At 70.7% G+C, this 22,595-nt stretch carries 26 protein-coding genes and 1 pseudogene; 8 read left to right on the top strand and 19 right to left on the bottom strand.

Annotated features, from left to right (window positions below; genetic code table 11):
- Positions 1-36: 36 nt before the first annotated feature.
- Entirely contained in the window at positions 37-828 is a 792-nt protein-coding gene (locus ACP2AD_RS00175) for an SDR family oxidoreductase (protein ID WP_425228054.1), read from the top strand.
- On the opposite strand, the gene ACP2AD_RS00170 is transcribed toward ACP2AD_RS00175, so the two are convergent.
- Positions 825-1,142 (bottom strand): 4a-hydroxytetrahydrobiopterin dehydratase, encoded by a 318-nt coding sequence (locus ACP2AD_RS00170; protein WP_425228053.1) that lies wholly within the window; start codon positions 1,140-1,142, stop codon positions 825-827. The genes ACP2AD_RS00175 and ACP2AD_RS00170 overlap by 4 nt on opposite strands.
- Positions 1,143-1,189: 47 nt before the next feature.
- Here ACP2AD_RS00170 and ccmA point away from each other — a divergent pair, with 47 nt between their 5' ends.
- Together ccmA and ccmB are read left to right on the top strand one after the other, a co-directional pair.
- Positions 1,190-1,804, top strand: coding sequence for a heme ABC exporter ATP-binding protein CcmA (gene ccmA / locus ACP2AD_RS00165; RefSeq protein ID WP_425228052.1), 615 nt, complete (start codon positions 1,190-1,192; stop codon positions 1,802-1,804).
- Entirely contained in the window at positions 1,798-2,436 is a 639-nt protein-coding gene (gene ccmB / locus ACP2AD_RS00160; RefSeq protein WP_425228051.1) for a heme exporter protein CcmB, read from the top strand. The genes ccmA and ccmB overlap by 7 nt, the downstream gene beginning before the upstream one ends.
- 129 nt (positions 2,437-2,565) lie before the next feature.
- Here the strand turns inward: ccmB and ACP2AD_RS00155 are convergent, their stop codons facing one another.
- From ACP2AD_RS00155 to ACP2AD_RS00105, 11 genes and pseudogenes are all read right to left on the bottom strand, one after another.
- Positions 2,566-3,435, bottom strand: coding sequence for a class I SAM-dependent methyltransferase (locus ACP2AD_RS00155; RefSeq protein ID WP_425228050.1), 870 nt, complete (start codon positions 3,433-3,435; stop codon positions 2,566-2,568).
- The gene (gene thrC / locus ACP2AD_RS00150) at positions 3,432-4,835 is read right to left on the bottom strand and encodes a threonine synthase (RefSeq protein ID WP_425228049.1); all 1,404 of its coding nucleotides are present in this window, start codon (positions 4,833-4,835) and stop codon (positions 3,432-3,434) included. Before thrC ends, ACP2AD_RS00155 begins: the two co-directional genes overlap by 4 nt.
- Before the next feature lie 60 nt (positions 4,836-4,895).
- The gene (locus ACP2AD_RS00145; RefSeq protein ID WP_425228048.1) at positions 4,896-5,363 is read right to left on the bottom strand and encodes a DUF1203 domain-containing protein; all 468 of its coding nucleotides are present in this window, start codon (positions 5,361-5,363) and stop codon (positions 4,896-4,898) included.
- A gap of 63 nt (positions 5,364-5,426) precedes the next feature.
- A complete protein-coding gene (locus tag ACP2AD_RS00140) occupies positions 5,427-6,026 on the bottom strand; it encodes an SURF1 family cytochrome oxidase biogenesis protein (protein ID WP_425228047.1) in 600 nt (199 codons plus the stop codon).
- Entirely contained in the window at positions 6,023-6,385 is a 363-nt protein-coding gene (locus ACP2AD_RS00135) for a DUF983 domain-containing protein (RefSeq protein ID WP_425228046.1), read from the bottom strand. The genes ACP2AD_RS00140 and ACP2AD_RS00135 overlap by 4 nt, the downstream gene beginning before the upstream one ends.
- Before the next feature lie 86 nt (positions 6,386-6,471).
- Positions 6,472-7,398, bottom strand: coding sequence for a cytochrome c oxidase subunit 3 (locus tag ACP2AD_RS00130; RefSeq protein WP_425228045.1), 927 nt, complete (start codon positions 7,396-7,398; stop codon positions 6,472-6,474).
- Positions 7,399-7,502: 104 nt separating this feature from the next.
- The gene (locus tag ACP2AD_RS00125; protein WP_425228044.1) at positions 7,503-8,066 is read right to left on the bottom strand and encodes a cytochrome c oxidase assembly protein; all 564 of its coding nucleotides are present in this window, start codon (positions 8,064-8,066) and stop codon (positions 7,503-7,505) included.
- Entirely contained in the window at positions 8,063-8,272 is a 210-nt protein-coding gene (locus ACP2AD_RS00120; RefSeq protein ID WP_425228043.1) for a hypothetical protein, read from the bottom strand. The genes ACP2AD_RS00125 and ACP2AD_RS00120 overlap by 4 nt, the downstream gene beginning before the upstream one ends.
- On the bottom strand, positions 8,269-9,168 hold the full coding sequence (locus tag ACP2AD_RS00115; RefSeq protein ID WP_425228068.1) for a heme o synthase: 900 nt from the start codon (positions 9,166-9,168) through the stop codon (positions 8,269-8,271). The genes ACP2AD_RS00120 and ACP2AD_RS00115 overlap by 4 nt, the downstream gene beginning before the upstream one ends.
- A gap of 57 nt (positions 9,169-9,225) precedes the next feature.
- Positions 9,226-9,966, bottom strand: a pseudogene (locus tag ACP2AD_RS00110) (SDR family NAD(P)-dependent oxidoreductase).
- Positions 9,967-10,081: 115 nt separating this feature from the next.
- Positions 10,082-10,492 carry an acyl-CoA thioesterase gene (locus ACP2AD_RS00105; protein ID WP_425228042.1) on the bottom strand — a complete coding sequence of 137 codons (411 nt, stop codon included), beginning with the start codon at positions 10,490-10,492 and terminating at the stop codon, positions 10,082-10,084.
- Between the two features lie 192 nt (positions 10,493-10,684).
- Between ACP2AD_RS00105 and murA the strand changes: the two genes are divergently transcribed.
- Complete coding sequence (gene murA / locus ACP2AD_RS00100) at positions 10,685-11,968, top strand: UDP-N-acetylglucosamine 1-carboxyvinyltransferase (RefSeq protein ID WP_425228067.1); 1,284 nt, start codon at positions 10,685-10,687, stop codon at positions 11,966-11,968.
- A gap of 295 nt (positions 11,969-12,263) precedes the next feature.
- Here murA and ACP2AD_RS00095 read toward each other — a convergent pair whose 3' ends face one another.
- On the bottom strand, positions 12,264-12,773 hold the full coding sequence (locus tag ACP2AD_RS00095) for a phosphoribosyltransferase (protein ID WP_425228041.1): 510 nt from the start codon (positions 12,771-12,773) through the stop codon (positions 12,264-12,266).
- Positions 12,773-13,786 (bottom strand): adenosine deaminase, encoded by a 1,014-nt coding sequence (locus ACP2AD_RS00090; RefSeq protein WP_425228040.1) that lies wholly within the window; start codon positions 13,784-13,786, stop codon positions 12,773-12,775. The genes ACP2AD_RS00095 and ACP2AD_RS00090 overlap by 1 nt, the downstream gene beginning before the upstream one ends.
- A gap of 83 nt (positions 13,787-13,869) precedes the next feature.
- On the opposite strand from ACP2AD_RS00090, the gene ACP2AD_RS00085 reads away from it, so the two are divergent.
- A complete protein-coding gene (locus ACP2AD_RS00085) occupies positions 13,870-14,757 on the top strand; it encodes a TauD/TfdA dioxygenase family protein (RefSeq protein WP_425228039.1) in 888 nt (295 codons plus the stop codon).
- A 15-nt stretch (positions 14,758-14,772) separates the two neighbouring features.
- On the opposite strand, the gene ACP2AD_RS00080 is transcribed toward ACP2AD_RS00085, so the two are convergent.
- A complete protein-coding gene (locus ACP2AD_RS00080) occupies positions 14,773-16,104 on the bottom strand; it encodes a cystathionine gamma-synthase family protein (RefSeq protein ID WP_425228038.1) in 1,332 nt (443 codons plus the stop codon).
- A gap of 96 nt (positions 16,105-16,200) precedes the next feature.
- Between ACP2AD_RS00080 and ACP2AD_RS00075 the strand changes: the two genes are divergently transcribed.
- A complete protein-coding gene (locus tag ACP2AD_RS00075) occupies positions 16,201-16,581 on the top strand; it encodes a VOC family protein (protein ID WP_425228037.1) in 381 nt (126 codons plus the stop codon).
- Here the strand turns inward: ACP2AD_RS00075 and pgeF are convergent.
- The 4 genes from pgeF to lgt all read right to left on the bottom strand — a co-directional run bounded on the left by pgeF (position 16,568) and on the right by lgt (position 19,948).
- Positions 16,568-17,332: a peptidoglycan editing factor PgeF gene (gene pgeF / locus ACP2AD_RS00070; protein WP_425228036.1), complete on the bottom strand. Its 765-nt coding sequence runs from the start codon at positions 17,330-17,332 to the stop codon at positions 16,568-16,570. The two genes, ACP2AD_RS00075 and pgeF, sit on opposite strands and share 14 nt — an antisense overlap.
- Complete coding sequence (locus tag ACP2AD_RS00065; protein ID WP_425228035.1) at positions 17,329-17,841, bottom strand: N-acetyltransferase family protein; 513 nt, start codon at positions 17,839-17,841, stop codon at positions 17,329-17,331. Before ACP2AD_RS00065 ends, pgeF begins: the two co-directional genes overlap by 4 nt.
- Positions 17,842-17,850: 9 nt before the next feature.
- Positions 17,851-18,822 (bottom strand): class I SAM-dependent methyltransferase, encoded by a 972-nt coding sequence (locus tag ACP2AD_RS00060; protein ID WP_425228066.1) that lies wholly within the window; start codon positions 18,820-18,822, stop codon positions 17,851-17,853.
- 208 nt (positions 18,823-19,030) lie between these two features.
- A complete protein-coding gene (lgt, locus tag ACP2AD_RS00055; RefSeq protein WP_425228034.1) occupies positions 19,031-19,948 on the bottom strand; it encodes a prolipoprotein diacylglyceryl transferase in 918 nt (305 codons plus the stop codon).
- Positions 19,949-20,022: 74 nt separating this feature from the next.
- Here lgt and ACP2AD_RS00050 point away from each other — a divergent pair, with 74 nt between their 5' ends.
- Positions 20,023-21,744, top strand: coding sequence for a class I adenylate-forming enzyme family protein (locus ACP2AD_RS00050; RefSeq protein WP_425228033.1), 1,722 nt, complete (start codon positions 20,023-20,025; stop codon positions 21,742-21,744).
- A 177-nt stretch (positions 21,745-21,921) separates the two neighbouring features.
- Positions 21,922-22,595, top strand: a 674-nt coding sequence (locus tag ACP2AD_RS00045; RefSeq protein WP_425228032.1) for a molybdopterin cofactor-binding domain-containing protein, incomplete at its 3' end; no start/stop codon positions are given.

Genomic DNA, 22,595 nt, shown 5'->3' with positions numbered 1-22,595 from the left:
GGCATAGCGGCGGCCAAGTCAAACGCGGGGCCAGACATGAGCGAGATAAAGGCGATCTTCATCACCGGCGGCGCGTCGGGCATCGGCAGGGCGACGGCGAAGCTGTTCGCGAGCCGCGGCTGGCGGGTCGGCGTCGCCGACGTCAACGAGCGCGGGCTGAGCGAGACGATCGCCGAACTCGGAGGCGGCATGGCGCAGCGCTACACGCTCGACGTCCGCGACCGCGATGGCTGGGTCGCGGCGCTCGACGCCTTTACCCAAACGTCGGGCGGGCGGCTGGACGTGCTGTTCAACAACGCCGGTATCGGCTCGGGCGGCCCGCTGGCAGAGACCGATTTCGCGGAGATCGACCGGGTGGTGGCGATCAACCTGACCGGCGTCCTCAACGGCGCGCGGATCGGGCACGCCTACCTCAGGCGCACGCCGGGGTCCTGCCTGCTCAACACGGCGTCGGCGTCGGCGATCTATGGCTCGGCCGGGCTGGCGCCCTATTCGGCGACCAAGTTCGGGGTGCGGGCGCTGACGGAGGCGCTCGACGGCGAATGGCATGGCGACGGTATCAGGGTGCGCGACCTGGTACCAGGTTTCATCGAGACGCCGCTGCTCGATGGGCTGGCGGGCGCCAGCAACCGCTCGATCCGCGAGGCGGTGGTCGAGCGCGGGCTGGAGCTGACCGGGGTCGACACGGTGGCGGAAGCGGCGTGGGCGGCGGTGCATGGCGACCGCGTCCACACCTATGTAGGGCCGACCGCGCGGCGCATGGCGTTCGCGGCGCGGTGGATGCCGGGGCGGCTGCGCAAGATGATGCGCCGTGGGATGGGCGACTAATCGCCCAAAATGCCGTCGATCGCCGTCGCCAGCTCGATGTCGCGGTGGCTCAGTCCACCCGCGTCATGGGTGGTCAGCAGGATCTCTACCCGGTTCCAGACATTGGTCCATTCCGGGTGATGGTCCGCCTTCTCGGCGATCAGCGCGACCCGCGCCATGAAGCCGAACGCCGCCGCAAAGTCGGTGAAGACGATCGACCGCCGGATCGCATCGCGGCCGTCTTCATAGTCCCAATCGGGCAGGCCATCCAGCGCATCGGCGCGCTCGGCCTCGCTCAGAGGCTCGATGGGCGGCTCGATCCGGGGCTCGCTCATGGCGTACTCCTTGGGTTCCTGACCGGCGCACGGTAGGGTCGGCAGCGATGCCGGGGCAAGCACCGAGTGCGCAGGGGCGCGACCGCCGGGCGGCGCTGACGTTCGCGGACGTGGCGCTGGTGCGGGGTGGGCGGGTACTCGCGGAAAGAGTGAGTTTCGCGCTCCGGCCGGGTGACGCGGCGGTGGTGACGGGGCCGAACGGCGCGGGCAAGTCGACGCTGATCAGGGTCGCGGCGGGGCTGCTTCGCGCCGGGGCCGGGACGGTGGAGCGCGAGGGCGCGGTGGCGCTGCTCGGCGAGGGGCATGCGCTGGACGGCGAGCGGCGGCTGCGTGATGCGCTCGACTTCTGGGCGAAGCTCGACGGCGGCGAGGCGGCGTTGGCGGCGGTCGGGCTGGCAGCGCTTGGCGAGGTGCCGGTGCGGCTGCTATCGACCGGGCAACGGCGGCGCGCCGGGCTGGCGCGGATGGCAGCGAGCGGCGCGGACCTGTGGCTGCTCGACGAGCCGGCGAACGGCCTCGATACGGATGGCGTGACGATGCTGGAGGGGCTGATCGGGCGGCATCGGGCCGCGGGCGGGGCGGTGCTGATGGCGACCCACCAGCCGCTTGCTGTGCCGAGCGCGTTCGGCCTGCGGCTGCCTGGCGAGGGCGCCGCATGTTGATCGCGCTGATCCGGCGCGACCTCCGGCGGTCGGTTGCGAGTGGGGGGGTGTGGTGGCCGGTCGCCTTTTTCCTCCTGGTCGCGACGCTGTTCCCGTTTGCGGTCGGTCCCGATCCGCGGCTGCTCGCGCGAGTCGGTGGCGGGGTCGTGTGGGCCGCGGCGCTGCTCGCGGCGCTGCTGCCCGTCGAGCGGCTGGTCGCGCCCGACGTCGAGGCGGGAGTCATCGATCAGCTGCTGATCCGCGACGTGCCGCTGCCAATGGTCGCTGCGGCGAAGCTGGTGGCGCACTGGCTCGGCTTCGCGCCGCCGCTCGTGCTGGCGACTGTCGTGGCGGCGGCGCTGCTCGATTTGCCGGGGGCTACGCTGGGCCGGGTCGAGCTGGGGCTGCTGATCGGCACGCCGGGGCTCGCGGCGCTGGGGCTGACAACGGCGGCGCTGGTCGCGGGGCTGCGCGGCGCGGGGGCGGTGGCGGGGCTGGTAATGCTGCCGCTGGCGGTGCCGCTGCTGATCTTCGGGGCGGGGATGGTCGATGCGGGGCCGGGCGCGGCGAAGCTGCTCGCAGCGGTCAGCTTGGTGCTGGTCGCCGGCGCACCGTTCGTGGCCGCGGCGGCGATCCGGGCGGGGATGGACTGACCATCGGAAGTAGAGGCTAAGCAGAGGCTCGCGCGTTGCGCGCGACGCCCCGCCCGAGGTGGCGGGCGACCGATGCGACACTGAGAAAGAACGGTGGCGAGGCTGGCCGAAGCAGGCTGTGTAGGACAGCTAATTCGACCATCGCGCCCAGATCGCGGTCGGCAGGACCAGGCCGCGCGCTTCCTCGCGCACGCCTAGTTCGCCCGCCTCGACCGTGCCCGGCAGGTCGGCAAACGCCTGGCGCAGCATCTCGCCGATCGCGAGCGCGCTCATGCGGACCGCGTAGACGGTGAGGAACAGGCAGCGCGAGCGGTCGTCGAGCAGCGCGCGGCACCCCGCGATCAGCGCGGGCAGGTGCTCCTCCAGCCGCCACACCTCGCCCTCGGGGCCGCGGCCGAACTTGGGGGGGTCGAGCAGGATGCCGTCGTAGCGGCGGCCGCGGCGGCGCTCGCGCGCGACGAACTTCGCGGCGTCGTCGATCAGCCATCGGATGGGCGCATCGGCCAGCCCCGACAGCCGCGCGTTGGCGCGGGCGGCGTCGACCGACTTCTTCGACGCGTCGACATGAGTGACGCGCGCGCCTTTACTAGCCAAGGCAAGGCTGCCGACGCCGGTATAGCCGAACAGGTTGAGCGCCTCCGGGCTATCGACGCCGGCGAGCCGCTCGCGCAGCCACAGCCAGACCGGCGCCATGTCGGGAAAGAAGCCGAGATGGCGGAACGGTGTCGTCTGCGCGGTGAAGCGAACGTCGTCCCACCCTAGCGGCCAGCCGTCGCGCGGGACGGCACGATGGTAGGTCCAGCGCCCGCCGCCCTCCTCGTCGGAGCCGGGGACGAATTCGGCATCGGCGTCCCAGCCGGCCGCCGCGGGCACCCACAGCGCCTGCGGCTCCGGGCGGATGAAATGGTAGGGGCCATACCGCTCCAGCTTGCGGCCATCGCCCGAGTCGATCAGCCCGTAATCGGGCCAGGGCTCACCGACGAGCGTCTGCAGGGTCACGCGGCGGCGTGCTCGGCGATGAAGCCGCCGACCGCTGCGGTTGTCGCGGGCAGCGTCGCGAACCGCTCCTGGCGCTGGAACAGGTCGCCGACGCGCGGCGGCAGCGCCGGGCGGACGCCGGTGGCGCGTTCCACCGCATCGCGAAACTTGGCGGGGTGTGCGGTGGCGAGCGTCACGACCGGCGTTCCCGCGGGGATGGCGGCGCGGCGCGCGGCGGCGAGCGCGATGCCGGTGTGCGGGTCGATCACCTCGCCGCCGCGCTCGTGCGCCCAGCGCATCGCGGTCATCATGTCATCGGCGCGGACCGCGTCGCCCGCGAACAGCGGCGCCGCGCCCGCGTGCTGCTCCGCCGTCAGCCGCATTGCGTGCGTCGCCTCGAATCCAGCCATCTGCGCCGCCAGCGCCGCCCCGTCGCGGCCGTTCAGATCGAACAGCAGCCGCTCGAAATTGGACGAAACCTGGATGTCCATCGACGGGGTGGCGGTGACCTGCACCGCGCCGCGCGAATAGTCGCTTCCGGTCAGCGCGCGCACGAGGATGTCGTTGACGTTGGTGGCGACGATCAGCCGCGCGATCGGCAGGCCCATCTTCGCGGCGACATAGCCGGCGAAGACGTCGCCGAAATTACCCGTCGGTACGCTGAACGCGATCGCGCGCCCGGGCGCGCCGAGCCGGACGGCGGCGTAGAAATAATAGACGACCTGTGCGGCGAGGCGTGCCCAGTTGATCGAGTTGACCGCCGACAAGCGGAACCGGCTTGCAAAGCCGCGGTCGTTGAACATCGCCTTGACCAGCGCCTGGGCCGCGTCGAAGTCGCCCTCCACCGCGATATTGTGGATGTTCGGCGCGGCGACGGTTGTCATCTGCCGCCGTTGGACGTCGGTGACGCGGCCGAGCGGGTGGAGCATGAACACCTCCACCCCGGCGCGTCCCGCCAGGGCGTCGATCGCGGCCGACCCGGTGTCGCCGCTGGTCGCGCCGATGACGGTCAGCGGGCGGCCATCGCGGTTCCCGCCGGCGATGAACCGCTCGAACAGCAGCCCCAGCAGCTGCAGCGCTACGTCCTTGAAGGCGAGCGTTGGGCCGTGGAACAGCTCCAGCATCCACTGGTCGTGGTCAAGCTGGACCAGCGGGGCGACTGCGGCATGAGCGAAGCGGCCATAGGCCTGTTCGCACAGGGCGAGCAGGTCGGCGGGTGGGATGGCGTCGTCCGCAAATGGGGCGAGCACGCGCGCGGCGGTCTGTGGATAGGACAGTCCGGCCAGCGCGGCGATCTCGTCCGCCGACCAGCGCGGCCAGACGTCGGGCACGTACAGCCCGCCATCGGCCGCCAGCCCCGCCAGCGTCACGCCGCGGAAGTCGAGCGTCGGCGCAGTGCCGCGAGTGCTGATGTAGCGCATCGCGGCGGCGGGTAGCGGGCCACTCTGCGCCCGGCAAGTCGGGCCCCCGATTGGCCCGCGTCAGGCGCGGTCGACGCGCGCGGCGTAGCAGCCGGGCCTGGCATAATGGAGGTGAAGATAGGCGACCTGCGGGTGGGCCAGCATTGCGTCGATGGCGGACGCGATCGCCGCGCCGTCGGCCACATCGGCGTCAATCATCATGCCGCCCCCGTCGAACGCGCGCAGCGACAGTAGGCGGGAACGGAGCAGCGCCGGGATCTCGCCGGGCGCGAGGTGCGTGTCGGCGGCCGCCTCACGGACGTAGACGGCGTGGCCCGCGCGGAACGGGGTGTCGGCGGGCTGATGTTCGTAGTGGGTGAGGATCAGCGTCTCTCCGGGCGTGGCGTCCGTCAGGCTGACGCGACAGGGGTAGCCGCCGCTCGCGCCGGCTAGGACGCGGCGGGCGCCGCAGGCGGGCAGCGCCTCGTCGGAGAGGTTGAACAGATGGGCGAAGGCGGCACGGGGCAGCGCGCTGATGCGGAAGGTCATGGGCAATCCTTTCGATCGCTCCGATAGCGGCCCGCCGGTCGCGGGACGTCCCGCTGGTTGCGCTCAAACCGCGCCGCGCGCGCGCCGCCGCAGCGCCAGCGCGTAGATGACGATCGCGATGGCTGCGAAGAAGAACCATTGCACCGCGTAAGCGAGGTGGTTGTTCGGGACCGAGTCGAGATCGGGTGCGGCGTTGCGGGCAAGGCCGGACGGCGGGGTTTCGGCCACGATCATCAGCTGCCTGGGCGTGTGGTCCCACAGCGCGGCGATCAGCGGGCGGGCGTCGGGCGCATGGCCGAGATAGCCGCTCACCGCGCCGCCGGGCCAGCCGACCCGCTGCATCGGATCGCGGGTGGTGCCGAGCGCCACCGTCACGGCGGGGACGCCGCCGCACCGGGCGACCGCGCGAAATCCCGCTGCGCCGCCGCCGACCAGCCGGATTGCGACCGGCGGCACGCAGACCGCGGAGACGCGCCGGAACAACAGCCGGTCGTCGGGGTGGAGCGGAAAGGCGACGGGCGAACGCGACGGGTTGGCGGCGAGCTGTGCCAGCTGCGCTTCCTTGGCAGGCAGGCGGATCAGCAGCTGCCACAATCCCAGCGCGATCATCAGCGCGACGGCCAGCGCGACGACCAGCGTCGGCACGACCGGTACGCGCCTCATTTCTTGAGCCGCCCCTGTTCGGCGCGATTGCGGTATTCGGCGGCGAGCAGAGCCGCCTTGGCAAGACGCAGCGACACGATCACGCCGGCGAAGGTGACGATCGGCCAGAGCAGGATGTGCACCCAGACCGGCGGGTGAACGGCCAGCTCCAGCCAGATGGCAAGCCCGGTGATGACGGTGCCCAGGATCAGCGTCAGGAACGCGGCGGGGCCGTCGCCGACGTTGAAGGCGCCGATGTCGAGTCCGCAGGCGGTGCAGCGGGGCTCGAACTTGATCCAGTGGCGCCCGAACAGCGTCCGCGCGCCGCAGCGGGGGCACAGGCCCTTCAGGCCGGCGTCGAGGATGGTGGGCTCGGTCATGTCGCGATCGCCTTACCCATAAAGAAAAGGGGGACATCCCTCGTCCGAGGAATGTCCCCCAATCGCATCAGCTTGCCGGCGCGACCTCAGCCGCCCTCGACCGGCGCCCCCCAGCCGCCCCAGACGTAGATCGTCACGAACAGGAACAGCCACACCACGTCGACGAAATGCCAGTACCAGGCCGCGGCCTCGAACCCGAAATGCTGGCGCGGGGTGAAGTGACCCTTGTACGCGCGGACCAGGCAGACGATCAGGAAGATCGTCCCGATCAGGACGTGGAAGCCGTGGAACCCGGTCGCCATGAAGAAGCTGGCGCCGTAGTTGATGCCCTTGAACGGGAACGGCGCGTGGGCGTATTCATAGGCCTGGATGCTGGTGAAGGTGATCCCGAGCAGGATCGTCAGCCACAGCCCCTTTAACACGCCGTCGCGGTCGCCGACGCCGATCAGGCCCCACAGCCCCTTCTTCTCGCCGCCGCGCTGGCCGTGGATCAGGGCGTGATGCGCCCAGGTGACGGTGGTGCCGCTGGTCAGGAGGATCAACGTGTTGAGGAGAGGAAAGGCGAAGGGGTTGATGACCTCCAGCCCCTTGGGCGGCCATTGTGCGGCGAGGGCCGCAGCGCCTTCGGTGGCGCGCGTGACCTGCCCGTCGACGAAGCTCATCGCGGTCGGGAACAGCGAGAAGTCGAAGAACGCCCAGAACCAGCCGACGAAGAACATCACTTCCGACGCGATGAACAGGATCATGCCGTAGCGCAGATGAAGCTGGACGACCGGCGTATGATCGCCGTGATGCGCCTCGTTGATGACCTTCGACCACCAGGTATACATGCAGGCGAGCACCGCCACGACGCCCGCGATAAACAGCCAGCCGCCGCCGTTCGGCTTGCCGACATGGCCGCCATGCATCCACGAGATGCCGCCCGCCGCCATCGCCAGTGCCGCAAAGGCGGAGACGATCGGCACCGCATCGGGCGGCAGAATGTGATAATCGTGGTTCTTGGCGCCGGCCATGACGATGTGCTTCCCGTTGGCGTGTCGGACCAACGCTCTAGCGCCGCCGTCCGCTCCGTCAAACCCTTAGCCGCCGCTGTCGGCCGTCGCCTTGGCTTCCGACGTCAGCCGTCGTGCGCCGTCCGCCCCGCCGTGTTCGCCGCGCCCGCGGGCCAGAAAGTGTAGCTCAGCGTGATCGTCTGGATGTCGCGCGCGTCGGGGTCGTGCAGGATCGCCGGGTCGACGTAGAAGATGACCGGCATGCGCTGCGTCTCGCCCGGCTGCAGCGTCTGTTCGGTGAAGCAGAAACACTGGATCTTCTTGAAATAGCGCCCCGCCTGCGCCGGCTGGACGTTGAACGTGGCGGTGCCGGTGATCGGCCGCGTGCCGGTGTTGGTGGCGCTGAAGAATGCCATGTCGCGCGCGCCGATGTCGACCGTGTCGCTGTGGGCTTCGGGGCGGAAGCGCCAGGGCAGGTTGGGCGCGACATTGGCGTCGAACGCGACCTCGATCCGCTGGTCGACCCCGCCCGGGGCGCGCTCGGCACGGCCGGTGGTGCCGTTCAGTCCCGTCGCCTGGCATAACAGGCGGTAGAGCGGCACGCTGGCCCAGGCCAGTCCGGTCATGAAGGCGATGCCGAGCACCGCCAGCATCGCGGTGCGCTGCGGACCGCGTGCTGCGAGGATCATCCGTGCCCGGCCTTGATCTTCACGATCGAAATCGCAAACACCAGGATGACGAAGCTGCCGAGCAGCAGCGCCATGATGATCGAGCGGATGCGCTGGCGCGCGCGGATGACATCGTTATCGGCGGCCGTGTGCTGCTGCCAACGAAAAGGCGGCGGGACATAGCGGCCCTGGCTGATGCCGGGGCGCTCTTCGGGGGCATTCGTCATGCGAAGGTCCAGCGATCGACCACCAGCGCGCCGAACAGCACGAAGAGGTACAGGATGGAAAAGGAGAAGAGCCGCTTCTCGGGCTTCATCGCGTCGCCCGCGCCGGTCCGCCGTGACGCGACGCGCAGCGCCAGCAGGCCAAAGACCGCGGTGGTCACGACCGCCGTGATGCCGTAGACCGGCCCGGCCAGCGCGAGCGCCCAGGGCGCCACCGCAGCGATCGCCATCGGCACCGTGTAGAGCCCGATCTGCACCCGCGTCGTGCGCTCGCCCGCCACGACGGGCAGCATCGGTACGCCTGCCTTGGCGTAATCCGACTGCATGAACAGCGCGAGCGCCCAGAAATGCGGTGGCGTCCACAGGAAGATGAGCAGGAACAGCAGCACCGGCAGCGCCTCGACCCGTCCGGTCGCCGCCGCCCAGCCGATCACCGGCGGAAACGCGCCCGCCGCACCGCCGATCACGATGTTCTGCGGCGTCCGGCGCTTGAGCCAGACAGTGTAGACCAGGACGTAGAAGAGGATGGAGACCGTCAGGATCGCGGCCGCGGCCAGGTTCACCGCGAAGCCCATCAGGATGACGGAGAACGCGCCCAGCCCGACCCCGAAATGGAGCGCCGCCTGCCGGTCCATCCGCCCCGCCGGCAGCGGCCGCGCCTGGGTCCGGCGCATCTGTGCGTCGAGGTCGGCTTCCCACCACTGGTTCAGCGCCCCCGCCGCGCCCGCGCCCAGCGCGATGCAAAGGATGGCGGTGAAGCTGAGCACCGGGTGGAGCTGCACCGGCGCGGCCAGCATCCCGCACAGCCCCGTGAACACCACCAGCGTCATCACCCTGGGCTTGGTCAGGGCCAGGAAGTCGCGCCAGTCGGCGGGGAGGGGAAGGGCGGCGGCGGCCATCACGCCGCGCATATAGGCATGGGCGCGCGGCGGGGAAAGCGGGCGTTCGGCCCGGCGCTATCCCAGTTTGCCGGCGATGCGATCGTCGCGCGCGGCTTCCGGGTCGCGTGCGACCGCGACGGCGAGCGGGGCCAGCTCGCGCGGGACGAACCAATGCAGCCGGTCGCCTTCGTACGCCGCCAACGCCGCTTCGGCGACCGCCTCGGGCGCGATGACGCGGAACGGCCCCTCGGCGGGGAGCATCGCCTTGTGCTCGGGCGCGAGCATGCCGGTGTCGATGATGCCGGGGATCAGCGTCGCCGCGCGGACGCCGCTCGCCGCCAGCTCGACCGCAAGCGCCTCGATCAGCCCGCGCACGCCGTGTTTGGTCGCCGAATAGGTCGCCATCCCCGCCTGGCCGAAGATCGCCGAGGCGGACGCGGTGGCGAGGCACAGCGATCCCGGCGTCGCGCGGAGCAGGGGCAGCGCCGCGTGGATCAGGCTCATCGTGCCGAGCAGGTTGACCTCTACCACCGTGCGAATGCGTTCCCACGGCGCGTCGGCGAACGGGCCCTTGGCGTCGATCCCGGCATTGGCGTGGAGCAGGTCGAGGCGGCCGCCGCTCGCCGCGCCGAACGCGGCAACGGCGGCAAGCACCGCGTCGCGGTCGGCGATGTCGAGCACGCTGGTCTAGACGCCCGTCTCGGCGGCGAGCGCCGCCAGTCCCGCCGCGTCGCGGTCGACCGCGCCGGCGAACCAGCCGCGGTTCGCGAACAGCCGGGCGGTGGCGCGGCCGATCCCGCTCGCCGCGCCCGAGATCAGGATCGCCTTGGATGCGTTCTGCGGGTCGATGCCGGCCTCCTGCCACGTCGTGCGCAGGTGGTTGGAGCCCGTTTACAGTCCCGACGTCAAGCGGCGGCGACGCCCCGCCCTGTCAGCCGGCCTCGGGCTTGCCGAAGAACTTTTCCACCACATCGCGCGCCAGCCGCGCCGGGCGGAGCGTTTCGGCGTCGACGCTGCACCAGCTGGACTTGATCTCGGCCAGCACCTCGTCGCCGCGCCGGATGATCGTCTCGTAGAACGCGCGCGCGCCCTGCACCTTTTCCAGCAGCACGGTCGCGATCACGTCGTCGCCGAGGAAGGTCGGTTTGCGATAGGTGATCTCGTGCTTCAGCGCGACCCACAGATGCTGCGCCACCGCCTCAGGCGGGGCTAGGCGGCGCCAGTGGCTCAACACCGCCTCCTGCACCCACTTCAGATAGCTGGCATTGTTGACATGACCCATGAAGTCGATGTCGGCCGGGTCGATCCCGACGGGATAGTTGTGGGGGAGCGCGGTGGTCACGGGCACGGGCCGTAGCACGGCGCGATTGCAAGATCGTTAGTTTTATATCAGTCCGGGCGAGCTGGTCGGACGCCTGCGCCCCCGGTCCGTCAAGGGCGTAAATGCCGTGACGTCGGTCAGGCCGGCTGCGCCGCCTGCCGCCCGGTCCTGCGCGTCTTGCACGCAAGCGGGCTTGCGCGCATGCGCGCTGCGATGGACCGTATCCTGATCCGCGGCGGACACCGCCTGGCCGGGCGCCTGCCCATCTCGGGCGCGAAGAACGCGGCGCTGACGCTGATGCCGTGCGCGCTCCTGACCGACGAGCCGCTGACGCTGCGCAACCTGCCGCGGCTGGCCGATGTCGACAGTTTCGGGCACCTCCTCAACCAGCTCGGCGCGTCGACCGCGATCGAGGGGACGCGGCCCGAGGATTTCGGGCGGGTGATGACGATCCGCGCCGGCAAGCTGACGTCCAGCGAAGCGCCCTATGACATCGTGCGCAAGATGCGTGCGTCGATCCTGGTGCTGGGGCCGCTGATCGGGCGCTGCGGCGAGGCGAGGGTGTCGCTGCCCGGCGGCTGCGCGATCGGCAACCGGCCGATCGACCTGCACCTGAAAGCGCTGGAGGCGATCGGGGCGGAGCTGGAGACGACGGCGGGCTATGTGCGGGCGTCGGCGCCGGGCGGGCGGCTGAGCGGCGGGCGCTATCGCTTTCCGGTCGTCTCGGTCGGCGCGACCGAGAACGTGGTCATGGCCGCGGTGACGGCGCGGGGCGGCTCGGTGATCGAGAACGCAGCGCGCGAGCCGGAGATCGTCGATCTATGCCGCCTGCTCGTCGCGATGGGGGCGGCGATCGACGGGATCGGCACCGAGACGCTGACGATCGAAGGGCGCGACCGGCTCCACGGCGCGACCTACGCCGTGATGCCCGACCGGATCGAAGCGGGCTCCTATGCCTGTGCGGCGGCGATTACCGGCGGGACGCTGGAGCTGGCGGGCGCGCGGGCCGCGGACATGCGCGCGACGCTGGACGCGCTGGTCGAGGCGGGGGTGACGGTCGAGGAGCTTGCCGACGGGGTGCGGGTCAGCGCCGACGGGCCGCTCAGGCCGATCACGCTCTCGACCGCGCCATTTCCGGGGTTTGCGACCGACATGCAGGCGCAATTCATGGCGATGCTGCTCCGCGCCGAGGGCGCGAGCGTGCTGACCGAGACGATCTTCGAGAACCGCTACATGCACGTCCCCGAGCTGGCGCGGATGGGCGCGGACGTGCAGGTCAGCGGGCGGACCGCGGTGGTGCGCGGCGGCGCGGCGCTGGCGGGCGCGCCGGTGATGGCGACCGACCTGCGCGCGTCGATGAGCCTGATCCTCGCGGGCCTCGCGGCGGCGGGGGAGACGTCGGTGAGCCGGGTGTATCACCTCGACCGCGGATATGAGCGGCTGGAGGAGAAGCTGCAGGCGGTGGGAGCGGATATCGAGCGGGTGGGGGATGGCTAAGCCGTTGCCCCGACGCCGGTTCGTGCAGCGTGTCAGCGAGAGAAACCGATGCGGTGTGTTGACCGTGTTGACCCCACGCAAAGTATGTACGGCGGTGTGGCGGCACATCATCCGGTGATCCGGCGGGACACCTGATCGGAAGCGGCGGAAAAGTGGAGGCGGGATTGCCGGGGCGCGGTTTGCCCGAGGTCTGCGATGGTATCCGAGATGAGAAAGAGCGCGCAGGCCGGCGGTGACCCACCCAAGGAGCGCTGTCATGAACCGGGTCGTGTAGGACAGCTCTTTTTGCAACGCCCTATGAAATTCGCTCAGGCACCGCCATTGCGTCGACTGCCAGACTGTCAGCTGAGCCGAGCGCTTCCCAGGGAAAGACGAACCAGTCCTTGGTCACCCGCCGGTCGATGACGCGCGAGCGGTACTCGACCCGCTGGGTGCTCGCGATGTTGTCGAGCATCGTCGCGAAGCGGACGCTGCCCGGCGCGGCGCTCGCCAGCGCGGCGCGGAGCAGGCCGATGGTGCGGCCCGAATCGTTGATGTCGTCGACGAACAGCAGCCGCTCGCCGGCGTGGGTACGCGCGGCGAGGCGGGCGAGGACGTCGTCGGCGAAATCCTTGACGTTGCTCGACAGGTCGCAGCTCAATGTCGGCAGGCCGCTGGCGTGGCTGAGATAGACCGCCGGCACCAGCCCGCCGCGCCCGACGCCGATCAGGCAGGTCGGCTGCCAGTCGTCCGCCGCGAGCGCGGCGGCGATGGCGAGGACGTCGGCGACGAGCTGGTCATGCCCGATCGGGGTGAAAATCGGCATCAGGCGGCGGCCGCATAGGCGTCGAGGCGGGCGAGATGCGCCGCGACGTCTGCGTCGGGGAGGAACGAACCGAGGAAGCTGTTGCGCGCCAGCCTGACCAGATCGTCGCGCGTCAGCCCCCGCGCCGCCGCCGCTGCGCGGTAATTCTCGGCGATGTAGCCGCCGAAATAGGCGGGATCATCCGAGTTGATCGTCGCGCGCAGCCCTTCGCGCAGCATCCGGTCGATCGGATGTGCGTCGATCGAGGCGACGTTGCACAAGGCGACGTTGGAGAGCGGGCAGACGGTCAGCGTCATGCCGCTGCGTGCGAGGCGAGCGGTCAGCGCCGCGTCCTCCAGGCTGCGGTTGCCATGGTCGATCCGTTCGACGCCGAGCAGGTCCAACGCCTCGCGGACATACTCCGGCGGCCCCTCCTCGCCCGCGTGCGCAGTGAGGCGCAGACCGTGGCGACGCGCCTCCGCGAAGACGCGCGCGAACTTGGCGGGCGGCTGGCCCAGCTCCGACGAATCGAGCCCCACCGCCGCGATCCGGTCGATCCACGGCGTCGCCTGGTCGAGCGTCGCGAACGCCGCCTCCTCCGGCAGGTGGCGGAGGAAGGAAAGGATCAGCCGCGAGGTGATGCCGTGATCGCGCTCGGCCGCGGCGCAGGCGGACAGGAGCCCGCCGATCACCGTCTCGAACGCGACGCCGCGATCGGTATGCGTCTGCGGATCGAACATGATCTCGGCATGGACGACGCCGTCCTGCGCCACCCGCGCAAAATAGGCGGCGGCGAGGTCGTGGAAGTCCTGTTCGGTCAGGAGCACGTTCGCGCCCTGATAATAGATGTCGAGGAAATCCTGGAGGTTGGAGAAGCGATAGGCGGCACGGACCGCCTCGACGCTGACGAAGGGGATCGCGACGCCGTTGCGCCCGGCCAGCGCAAACATCAGCTCGGGTTCGAGGGTCCCCTCGATATGAAGGTGCAGCTCCGCCTTGGGCAGGCCGGCGATGAAGGCGGGCAGGTCGGTCATCGCCGCCTTCATCGCCGCGTCGCTGCGCCGCGACAAGCATTTCTGTCGCGCATCCGCGAGCCGTCCGGTGCTAGGCGGGCCGGATGACGGGTGAGACGATGACGGGTGAGACGATGACGGTCGGGGGCGCGGCGTGGCAGATCGAGCCCTGCGGCCCAGTGCTGGGCGCGGAAGTGTCGGGGGTCCGCGCCGGCGACCCGATGGACGTCGCGACGGCGGCGGCGCTGCGCCACCTGCTCAACCGCTACAAGGTCCTGTTCCTGCGCGACCTCGACCTCAGCCATGCGCAGCATCTGGCGCTCGGCCGCGCCTTCGGGCCGCTGGAAGGCCATCCGGTCATCGCGCATGTCCCCGGCTTTCCCGAGATACTCGACATCCGCGGCGCCGAGGGCCGGGTCGAGGATGCGGACGGCGACCGCCGCTTTCGCGCGCTCGACAAGTGGCACACCGACGTCACCTTTCGCGCCGAGCCCAGCTTCGGCGCGGTGCTCCGCGCGCGCGAACTGCCGCCGGCGGGCGGCGATACGCTGTGGGCCGACGCCGCGGCCGCTTATGCCGGGCTTGCCGACGACGTGAAGAGGGCGATCGAGGGCCGGACGGCGACCCACGACCTGCTGTTCGACTTCGGCGACCGGATCGCGCCCGAGCGCCGCGCCGAAATGGCGGCCGCGTTCCCGCCGCAGCACCATCCGATCGTTCGCACCCATCCCGACACCGGCGAGAAGCTGCTGTTCGTCAACGCCAGCTTCACCAGCCGCCTCGATGACTTCCACGAGGGCGCGGGCGCGGTGCTGCTGCAGCACCTGCTCGACCAGTTCAAAGTGCCCGAATACCAGGTCCGTTTCCGCTGGACGCCCGGTGCCGTGGCGATCTGGGACAATCGTGCGACCCAGCATTACCCCGTCGCCGATTACTGGCCGGCGCGGCGGCGGATGGAGCGGGTGACGATCGCGGGCGAGCGGCCCTTCTGAACCCCCGCGCTGCCTTTACACCGCGTCCAGCGCCTGCGCGAAGTCGGCGATCAGGTCGTCGGCATCCTCCACCCCGATCGAGATGCGCACCAGATTGTCGGTGATCCCCAGCGCCTGCTTGCGCGCGTCGGCGACCGAGAGGTGGGTCATGCCGGCGGGGTGCGAGGCCAGCGTCTCGGTGCCGCCGAGCGACACGGCGAGCTTGGCGATCTCCAGCGCGTCGAGGAAGGCGAACGCCTCCTTCTCGCCGCCCTTCAGATAGAGCGAGAAGGTCGAACCCGCGCCTGTGCAATGGCGGCGGTAGATATCGGCCTGGCGGGGATCGTCCCCGCCTTCGAGGAAGCCGAGATAGCCGACTTTCTCGACCTTGGGATGGGTGCGGAGATATTCGCAGACCTTGACCGCATTCTCGCCCGCGCGGCTCATCCTGAGCTCCAGCGTCTCCAGCGAGCGGAGCAGCATCCAGGCGGTATGCGGATCGGTGATCGTGCCGATCGTGTTGCGCATCAGCCTGAGCGTGTTGATGTGCGCCTTGGAGCCGACGACACTGCCAGCGACCAGGTCGGAATGGCCCCCCGCATATTTTGTCAGCGAATAGACGACGATGTCGGCGCCCTGTTTGAGCGGCTGCGCCCACAGCGGCCCCAGAAAGGTGTTGTCGATGGCGATGGGCGGCTTTTCCTTGCCCGCGAAGATCGCATCGCGTGATGCGGCGACCGCCTCGACGTCGACCAGCGCGTTGGTCGGGTTGGCGGGGCTTTCGAGGTAGATCAGCGCGACGTTGCCGGTCGCCGCCTTCGCCAGCACCGCGTCGATCTCCGCGCGGGTCGCGCCCGCCGGGAAGTCGAGCCAGTGGACCCCGAACCGTCCGAGGATGCGCGCGATCAGCGTCTCGGTCGCGGCGTAGAGCGGGCCGGAATGGACGATGGTATCGCCGGGCTTGACCATCGACAGGAACAGGGTGGCGATGGCGGACATGCCGGAGCTGAAGGCGAGCGCGTCCTCCGCCTCCTCCCAGATCGCGAGCCGGTCCTCCAGGATCTCCTGGTTGGGGCCGTTGAAGCGCGAATAGACCAGCCCCTCCGCGCCGCCCGGCCGCTTGCCGGTGACGCCCTCGAAATGGCGCTTGCCGGCGGCGGCGTTGGGGAAGACGAAGGTCGAGGTGAGGAAGATCGGCGGCTTGAGCGACCCCTCCGACAAGGCCGGGTCGAAGCCGTGGCCCATCATCAGTGTCGACGCCTTGAGCTTGCGCTTGCCGACCGTGGTGGGCGTGCTCGCCGGGGCGGCCGCGTCGACCCCGGTCATGTCGGCTTCGGTCTCGTCGCCCGAAACGGGTCCAGTCGCCATGAAAGTGTATCCTGTCTGCAGTCGTGATAGACCCGCCTTACGGCGCGATCGCCGCCGGGGATACGGGCGCGCGATCTGCCGATGGGGAGAATGGAGATGCCGATTGCCGTGGTGTCGGTGCCGGTCAGCGATGTCGACCGGTCGATCGCCTTTTATCGCGACACGCTGGGGATGACGCTGCTGGAAGATGAGCCGATGGGGCCGGACATGCGCTGGGTGCAGCTGCAGCCGCGCGACGGCGGCGCGACGATCGCGCTCACGACCTGGTTCGACGCGCTGACGTCCGGCGGCCAGCAGGGGCTGATGATCGGGATCGACGACGTCGACGCCGAACATGCGCGGCTCGCCGGTCTGGGCGTCGACGGCTCGCCGCCTGCGGACCAGCCCTGGGGCCGGTTCACGATGATCAAGGACCCCGACGGTAACGGCCTGATCCTGGCGGCGCTGACCGATCCGGCGCAGGTCAGGACGCGCTGAGCCCGATCACGCTAAGCTGGCGGCCATAGGTCGGCTCGCCGCGATGGGTGGCGCGGCGGTAGGAAAAGAAGCGGTCGGCCGACGCATAGGTGTCGAGGCCGAGTGCCTCGACCCGCGCGATTCCGGCGACGGCGAGGCGGTGGGCGACATAGGCTTCGAGGTCGAAACGGTGATGGCCCGGAGCGGCATCGGCAAAGAAGCGTTCGTTCTCCCGGTCTGCTTCCTCGAACCGGCGGCGGAAGGCGTCGTCAACCTCGTAGCTGGCGCGCGCGATGCAGGGGCCAATCGCGGCGGCGATGCGGCTGCGGTCGGCGCCGAGCGCCGCCATCGCTTCGACCGTCGCATCGGTGACGCCCGCGAGCGCGCCCTTCCACCCCGCATGTGCCGCGCCGGCCACGCCGGCTTGCGCATCGGCGAATAGCACCGGCGCGCAGTCGGCGGTGAGGATGCCGAGCAGCACGCCGGGCCGGTCGGTGACGAGCGCGTCGGCGCGCGGGCGGTCGGCGTCGGACCAGGGCTCCCGCACGGTGGCGACATCGCAGCCGTGGACTTGCCAAGCACCGGCCAGCGCTGCGCCGGGGAGGACTGCGGCGGCGGCGCGGCGGCGGTTCCGGGCGACCGCCGCCGGATCGTCGCCCGCACCCAGGCCGCAATTGAGTGACGCGCACGCGCCGGTCGACACGCCGCCGCTGCGGCCGAGGAAGCCGTGGGGCAGGGGCAGGCAGCGTGCGCGAACGAGGTCGACGATCACAGCGACAGCCGCCAGACGCGGTCCATGTCGACGCGCTCGCCGAGCCGGAACGGGACGCAGCCGACATCGACAAAGCCGTAGCGGGCGTAGAACGCCTTGGCGCGGTGATTGAAGTCGAACACCGCGAGGTACAGCGCCGGCGCGCCGGCCGCGCGGGCCTCGGCGATCGTCCAGTCCATCAGCGTCGCGGCGATGCCGCTGCCGTGCCGGTCGCGGAGCAGGTAGAGCTGGCGCAGTTCGGTCGCGCCGGGCTCGGCATCGTCGAGCGGGAGTGCGAGCGGTGACAGCTTGGCATAGCCGACGATCGCCTCGCCGCTCAGTGCGAGACGGAAGCGGACGGCGGGATCGGCCAAGTCGGCGAGCAGCCCCGCCGGCCCGTAGGCGCGGCCGATATATTCCTCCAGGTCGGCTCGCTCGTACTCGGCCGCGAAGGTCTGGCGAAAGGCGAGCGTCGCCATTGCATTGAGGGCTGCACCGTCGGCGGGGGTCGCGTCGCGATAGGCGATCATCGGCGCCGTCTAGCCCGACCCCGCCGGCGCTGGCCAGCCGGGTGCGGCTACCGCCAGCATCTTGAACAGCCGCCCCATCGCGTCGGCGTTGACCAGCCTCATCCGGTCGGCGGCGATGCTCTCGGCCCGGTCGGGCCGGGCGCGGGCGAGCGCGGCGGCGCGGGCGTCGATGCCCAGGCGGACGAGCCACTCGCCCTGCTCTACCGGGCCCCACACGGTTGCGCCCTCCGACTGCGCGGCGGCGGCGAGCGTGGTGAAATCGACCTGCGCCGACAGGTCCTGCTCGCCGGGCAAGTCGTAGGGGTTGGCGTAGCGATGGGCGCGCACCGCCTGCAGCGTGTCGCCGAGCGCCGGGCCTTCATGGCCATAGTCAATCACCAGCAGCGCGCCGCCCTGCGCGACCAGCCGTCGGGCAAGCGCACGGACGATCGCGACGGCGGCGGGCGACACCTCCAGCACCGCGCCCGGCGCGGCGTCGCGCAACGGGGCGGGGATCACCGCGTCGGGCACGGGCGGCCCGGCGATCGGCAGGAACAGCGTGTCCTGGCAGGCGACCAGCCGCTCGCGCCACCCGTCGCCGGCGCGAATGAGCTGGCGAATCGGCAGCGCGTCGAAGAACTCGTTGGCGACGATCAGCAGCGGACGGTCCGCGGGCAGCGTGTCGACCGTGTCGTGCCAGCTCGCCGCGGCCACGCGCGCGGCCTGGGCGGCGCGCAGCGCGGGCGAGGTCTCCACGAGGTGGACCGGCGGCCGCAGCCGTGCCTTCGCCATCGCCCGGAGCGCGTCCGCCGCCAGCGTGCCGCGGCCGGGGCCCAGCTCGACCAGATCGACATCGGGCCGTCCCGCGCGGTCCCACAGATCGGCGGCCCACAGCCCGACCAGCTCGCCGAACATCTGGCTTATCTCGGGCGCGGTGACGAAGTCGCCCGCGCGGCCGAGCGGATCGCGGGTAGCGTAATACTGTGCGTTCGCCGCCGCCATGAACTGCGCCACCGGGATCGGCCCGGCGAGCGCGATGGCGCGCGCGAGGCGTTCGGGGAGGGCGCCTTCTTCTCGTCCCCGGGACGGGGAGGCGGCACCTGCTTCAGCGGCTGACGGAGGGGGCCCGCTCAAGAGCGCGTCGCCCCGCCCCGAGCCCCCTCCACCACCGGCTTTGCCGGCGGTCCCCCTCCCCGCCCCGGGGAGGAGTTCATGCGACGCTTTCGCTACCCGCGATCGGCACGACCCGCTCGCGTCGCCCGGCCGCGGTCCACATCAGCCACGCGCCGATCAGGATCATCGGCACGCACAACCACTGGCCCATGTGAAGCCCGCTTGCCTCGACGAAGGTGCCGCGGAACTGCGCGTCGGGCTCGCGGAAGAACTCGATCACGAAGCGGATCGCGCCGAACCCCGCCAGGCCGAGCCCGACCAGGAAACCGGGCTTGTAGCGCGCATTCGTGCGGTAAAAGGCCCAGGCGAGGACGCAGAACAACAGCACGCCCTCGCCCAGCGCCTCGTAGAGCTGGCTGGGGTGGCGCGCGATCAGCTGCGCGCCGGGCGAGCGGTCGAACACGATCGCCCAGGGCACATCGGCGGGTTTGCCCCACAACTCGCCGTTGACGAAATTGGCGAGGCGGCCGAAGCACTGCCCGATCGGCGCGACGCAGGCGACATAATCGTAGAGGCGCAGCAGCGGCAGGCGGTGTTTGCGCGCGAACAGCCACATCGCCAGCATCACGCCGACCAGCCCGCCGTGGAAGCTCATGCCTCCTTCCCACAGCACGAAGAACTTCAGGCTGGTGAGAAGCGACGGATCATAGAACAGAACATAGCCGACCCGCCCGCCGACGATGATGCCCAGCGTTGCGTAGAAGACGAGGTCGTCGGCATGCCGCCGCGCCATCGGCGCGCCCGGCTTGTCGAGCAGCTTCAGCAGATACCACCAACCCGCGACGATGCCCGCGATATAGGCCAGGCTGTACCAGCGCAGCGTGAAGAAGCCGATCGTGAAGATGTTCGGGCGGAGGTGTAGGCTGGAGAACAGGAGGTGGCCGGCCGGATCGCCGACGCCGGTCACGGGGGGCGTCGATGCCGCGACGGCCGCGGCGAACAAGTGCAGGATCAAGGCTTTTCCCCCGGCATCGCCGCCTGCATAAGGGGGGCGAGGGGCAAAGCCCAAGAGCAAAAGTGGAGAGAGCGATGCCCAGCCGGTTGGACGAGCGGATGGTGGCGGCGATGACGGGGCTGACCGCGGACGGCGGGATGCTGCCGCTGGGCACGGCGCGCTCGCGTTTCGGAGTCGACCTGCCCGTCATCACCGCCACGCCGTCCAGCCTGGTCCACTATTTCGCGCACTACGCGGCCGAGCATGCCGACAAGGAGTTCCTGATCGCCGGGGCCGAGCGGCTGACCTATGCCGACGTCCACCGCGTCGCCGGCCGGGTGGCGCAGGGGCTGGTCGCGCATGGCGTCCGCCGCGGCGACCGGGTCGGGATCGCGATGCGCAATTCGCCCGCGTGGATCGCGGTCTATCTCGGCGTCCTGATGGCGGGTGGGGTCGCGTCGCTGTTGAACGGCTGGTGGCAGGCGGACGAGCTGGCGGCGGCGGTGCATGATGTGGAATGTTCGCTGATCGTCGCCGACGGGCCACGGATGAAGCGGCTCGCCGCAGTCGACCACCTGCCGCCGGTGATCGAACTGGACGATCTCAGGCCGTTTGAACAGGCGGTCGCGCCGTTGCTGCTGGAGGATGGGCGGGACGTGCCGCTGCCGGAACTGGGGCCGGACGACCACGCGACCATCCTGTTCACCTCCGGCTCGACCGGCCAGTCCAAAGGCGCGCTCTCCACCCATGGCGCGGTGCTGCAGGCGATCTTCAATTATCTCGCCCAGGCGTTGATGATGATGACGCTGGCGACCGAGGACGGCAACGCGCCGACGACCCAGCCCTCGACGCTGCTCAACGTGCCGCTGTTCCACGTCACCGCCGAGGTGCCGGTGTTCCTGCAGAGCTTCGCGATGGGGCGCAAACTGGTGCTGATGCCGAAATGGGATGCCGAGGAGGCGATGCGCCTGATCAGCCAGGAGGGCGTGACCTATTTCGTCGGCGTGCCGCTGATGAGCTACGAGATCCTCAACCATCCGCGCCGCCACGACTACGACCTGTCGAGCGTGACCGACTTCGCCGCCGGGGGCGCACCCAGGCCGCCCGAGCACGTCAAGCGGATCAAGGACGAGATGGGCGGCCCGGATGGCAAAGGGGGCGCGCCGCTGATCGGCTATGGACTGACCGAGACCAACGGGGTCGGCACGGGCAACTGGCGCGACAATTACCTGGCCAAGCCCAACTCCGCCGGGCTGCCGTCACGGCCGCTGGTCGACCTGGCGATCCTCGACGACGCGGGGGTGGCGAGGCCCGTGGGCGAGCGCGGTGAGGTGTGCATCCGCACCGCCGCGAACTTCAGCGAATATTGGGGCAAGCCCGAGGCGACGGCGGCGTGCTTCACCGCCGACGGCTATTTCCGCACCGGCGACATCGGCTATCTCGACGCCGACGGCTATCTCTTCATCGTCGACCGCAAGAAGGACATCATCATTCGCGGCGGCGAGAACATCAGCTGCCAGGAGGTGGAGGCGGCGCTGTACGACCATCCCGCGGTGCGCGAGGCGGCGGTGTTCGGGCTGGCCGACGAGCGGCTGGGCGAGGTGCCGGGCGCAGTCGTCAACCTGACCGAGGCGGGCGCAATCGACGAGGACGGGCTGCGCGCGTTCGTGGGCGAGCATATCGCCGCGTTCAAGGTGCCCGCGCGCATCTGGTTCGCCGCCGCGCCCTTGCCGCGGCTGGGAACGGAGAAGATCGACAAGGTCGGGCTGCGCAACCAGTACCGCGCGATCTGGGCGGGGGAGCGGGCGGCAGGCTGACAGCGGCAATCCTCCCCCGGGAAGGGGAGGTGCGCGCGTGCAACGCGTGACGGAGAGGGGCTCGCCGCACGTCAATCCCTCCCGGCGGGCCCCCTCCACCACCGCCTGCGGCGGCGGTCCTGCTCCCCGGGCCGGGTAGGATTGGCGTCGACCGCAGTCCCCCGTTAGAGCAAATGCATGCCGACCCGCCGCCAGTTCCTGATCTCCGGCGGTGTCGGCGTCGGGCTGGTGGTCGGCTGGGCGCTGTGGCCGCGGCGTTATCCGGCGAACCTGACCGCTGGACCGGGCGAGGCGGTATTCGGCGCGTGGCTCAAGATCGGCGAGGACGGGCACGTCACCGTCGCCGTGCCGCAGGCCGAGGGCGGGCAGGGCGTCTTTACCGCGCTGCCGCAGCTGGTCGCGGACGAGCTGGGCGCGGACTGGCGCACCGTCGGGGTCGAGGCGGCGCCGCTCAATCCGCTCTATGCCAATCCGCTGGCGCTGGCCGAGTTGACCGGGGCCGGTCCGTCAAGGCTGATCGACCCGCCGGTACTGACCGGCGGATCGTCGTCGGTGCGGCAATGGGAGGGCGCGTGCCGCCGCGCGGGCGCGGCGGCGCGGTGCCTGCTGCTCCAGGCGGCGGCGCGGCGCTGGGGCGTGGACTGGCAGGCGTGCAGCGTCGCCGAAGGGTTCGTGACGCACGGGCGCGACCGGCTGCGCTTCGCCGTGCTGGCCGCCGGCGCGGCGCGTGAGCGGGTGCCCGACCCGCTGCCGCTCGGCGCGAACGGCGCGGGCAAGCTGGCGGGGCGCGCGCTGCCGCGGCTCGACGCGCCGGCGAAGGTCGACGGCTCGGCCAATTTCGCGGGCGACAT

It is taken from the genome of Sphingomonas sp. (genome assembly GCF_965248875.1).
In the GTDB taxonomy this organism is placed as follows: Bacteria; Pseudomonadota; Alphaproteobacteria; order Sphingomonadales; family Sphingomonadaceae; genus Sphingomonas.
Note: the sequence above shows the minus strand (reverse complement) of the source record. Positions and strands in the feature narration are given on the sequence as shown.

Excerpts from the sequence above, each read along its gene's own strand:
- ACP2AD_RS00175 (WP_425228054.1), top strand. The coding sequence starts at position 37 with ATGAGCGAGATAAAGGCGATCTTCATCACCGGCGGCGCGTCGGGCATC.
- ACP2AD_RS00170 (WP_425228053.1), bottom strand. The coding sequence starts at position 1,142 with ATGAGCGAGCCCCGGATCGAGCCGCCCATCGAGCCTCTGAGCGAGGCC.
- ccmA (WP_425228052.1), top strand. The coding sequence starts at position 1,190 with ATGCCGGGGCAAGCACCGAGTGCGCAGGGGCGCGACCGCCGGGCGGCG.
- ccmB (WP_425228051.1), top strand. The coding sequence starts at position 1,798 with ATGTTGATCGCGCTGATCCGGCGCGACCTCCGGCGGTCGGTTGCGAGT.
- thrC (WP_425228049.1), bottom strand. The coding sequence starts at position 4,835 with ATGCGCTACATCAGCACTCGCGGCACTGCGCCGACGCTCGACTTCCGC.
- ACP2AD_RS00145 (WP_425228048.1), bottom strand. The coding sequence starts at position 5,363 with ATGACCTTCCGCATCAGCGCGCTGCCCCGTGCCGCCTTCGCCCATCTG.
- ACP2AD_RS00140 (WP_425228047.1), bottom strand. The coding sequence starts at position 6,026 with ATGAGGCGCGTACCGGTCGTGCCGACGCTGGTCGTCGCGCTGGCCGTC.
- ACP2AD_RS00135 (WP_425228046.1), bottom strand. The coding sequence starts at position 6,385 with ATGACCGAGCCCACCATCCTCGACGCCGGCCTGAAGGGCCTGTGCCCC.
- ACP2AD_RS00130 (WP_425228045.1), bottom strand. The coding sequence starts at position 7,398 with ATGGCCGGCGCCAAGAACCACGATTATCACATTCTGCCGCCCGATGCG.
- ACP2AD_RS00125 (WP_425228044.1), bottom strand. The coding sequence starts at position 8,066 with ATGATCCTCGCAGCACGCGGTCCGCAGCGCACCGCGATGCTGGCGGTG.
- ACP2AD_RS00120 (WP_425228043.1), bottom strand. The coding sequence starts at position 8,272 with ATGACGAATGCCCCCGAAGAGCGCCCCGGCATCAGCCAGGGCCGCTAT.
- ACP2AD_RS00115 (WP_425228068.1), bottom strand. The coding sequence starts at position 9,168 with ATGGCCGCCGCCGCCCTTCCCCTCCCCGCCGACTGGCGCGACTTCCTG.
- murA (WP_425228067.1), top strand. The coding sequence starts at position 10,685 with ATGGACCGTATCCTGATCCGCGGCGGACACCGCCTGGCCGGGCGCCTG.
- ACP2AD_RS00095 (WP_425228041.1), bottom strand. The coding sequence starts at position 12,773 with ATGCCGATTTTCACCCCGATCGGGCATGACCAGCTCGTCGCCGACGTC.
- ACP2AD_RS00090 (WP_425228040.1), bottom strand. The coding sequence starts at position 13,786 with ATGACCGACCTGCCCGCCTTCATCGCCGGCCTGCCCAAGGCGGAGCTG.
- ACP2AD_RS00085 (WP_425228039.1), top strand. The coding sequence starts at position 13,870 with ATGACGGGTGAGACGATGACGGGTGAGACGATGACGGTCGGGGGCGCG.
- ACP2AD_RS00080 (WP_425228038.1), bottom strand. The coding sequence starts at position 16,104 with ATGGCGACTGGACCCGTTTCGGGCGACGAGACCGAAGCCGACATGACC.
- ACP2AD_RS00075 (WP_425228037.1), top strand. The coding sequence starts at position 16,201 with ATGCCGATTGCCGTGGTGTCGGTGCCGGTCAGCGATGTCGACCGGTCG.
- ACP2AD_RS00065 (WP_425228035.1), bottom strand. The coding sequence starts at position 17,841 with ATGATCGCCTATCGCGACGCGACCCCCGCCGACGGTGCAGCCCTCAAT.
- ACP2AD_RS00060 (WP_425228066.1), bottom strand. The coding sequence starts at position 18,822 with ATGGCGGCGGCGAACGCACAGTATTACGCTACCCGCGATCCGCTCGGC.
- ACP2AD_RS00050 (WP_425228033.1), top strand. The coding sequence starts at position 20,023 with ATGCCCAGCCGGTTGGACGAGCGGATGGTGGCGGCGATGACGGGGCTG.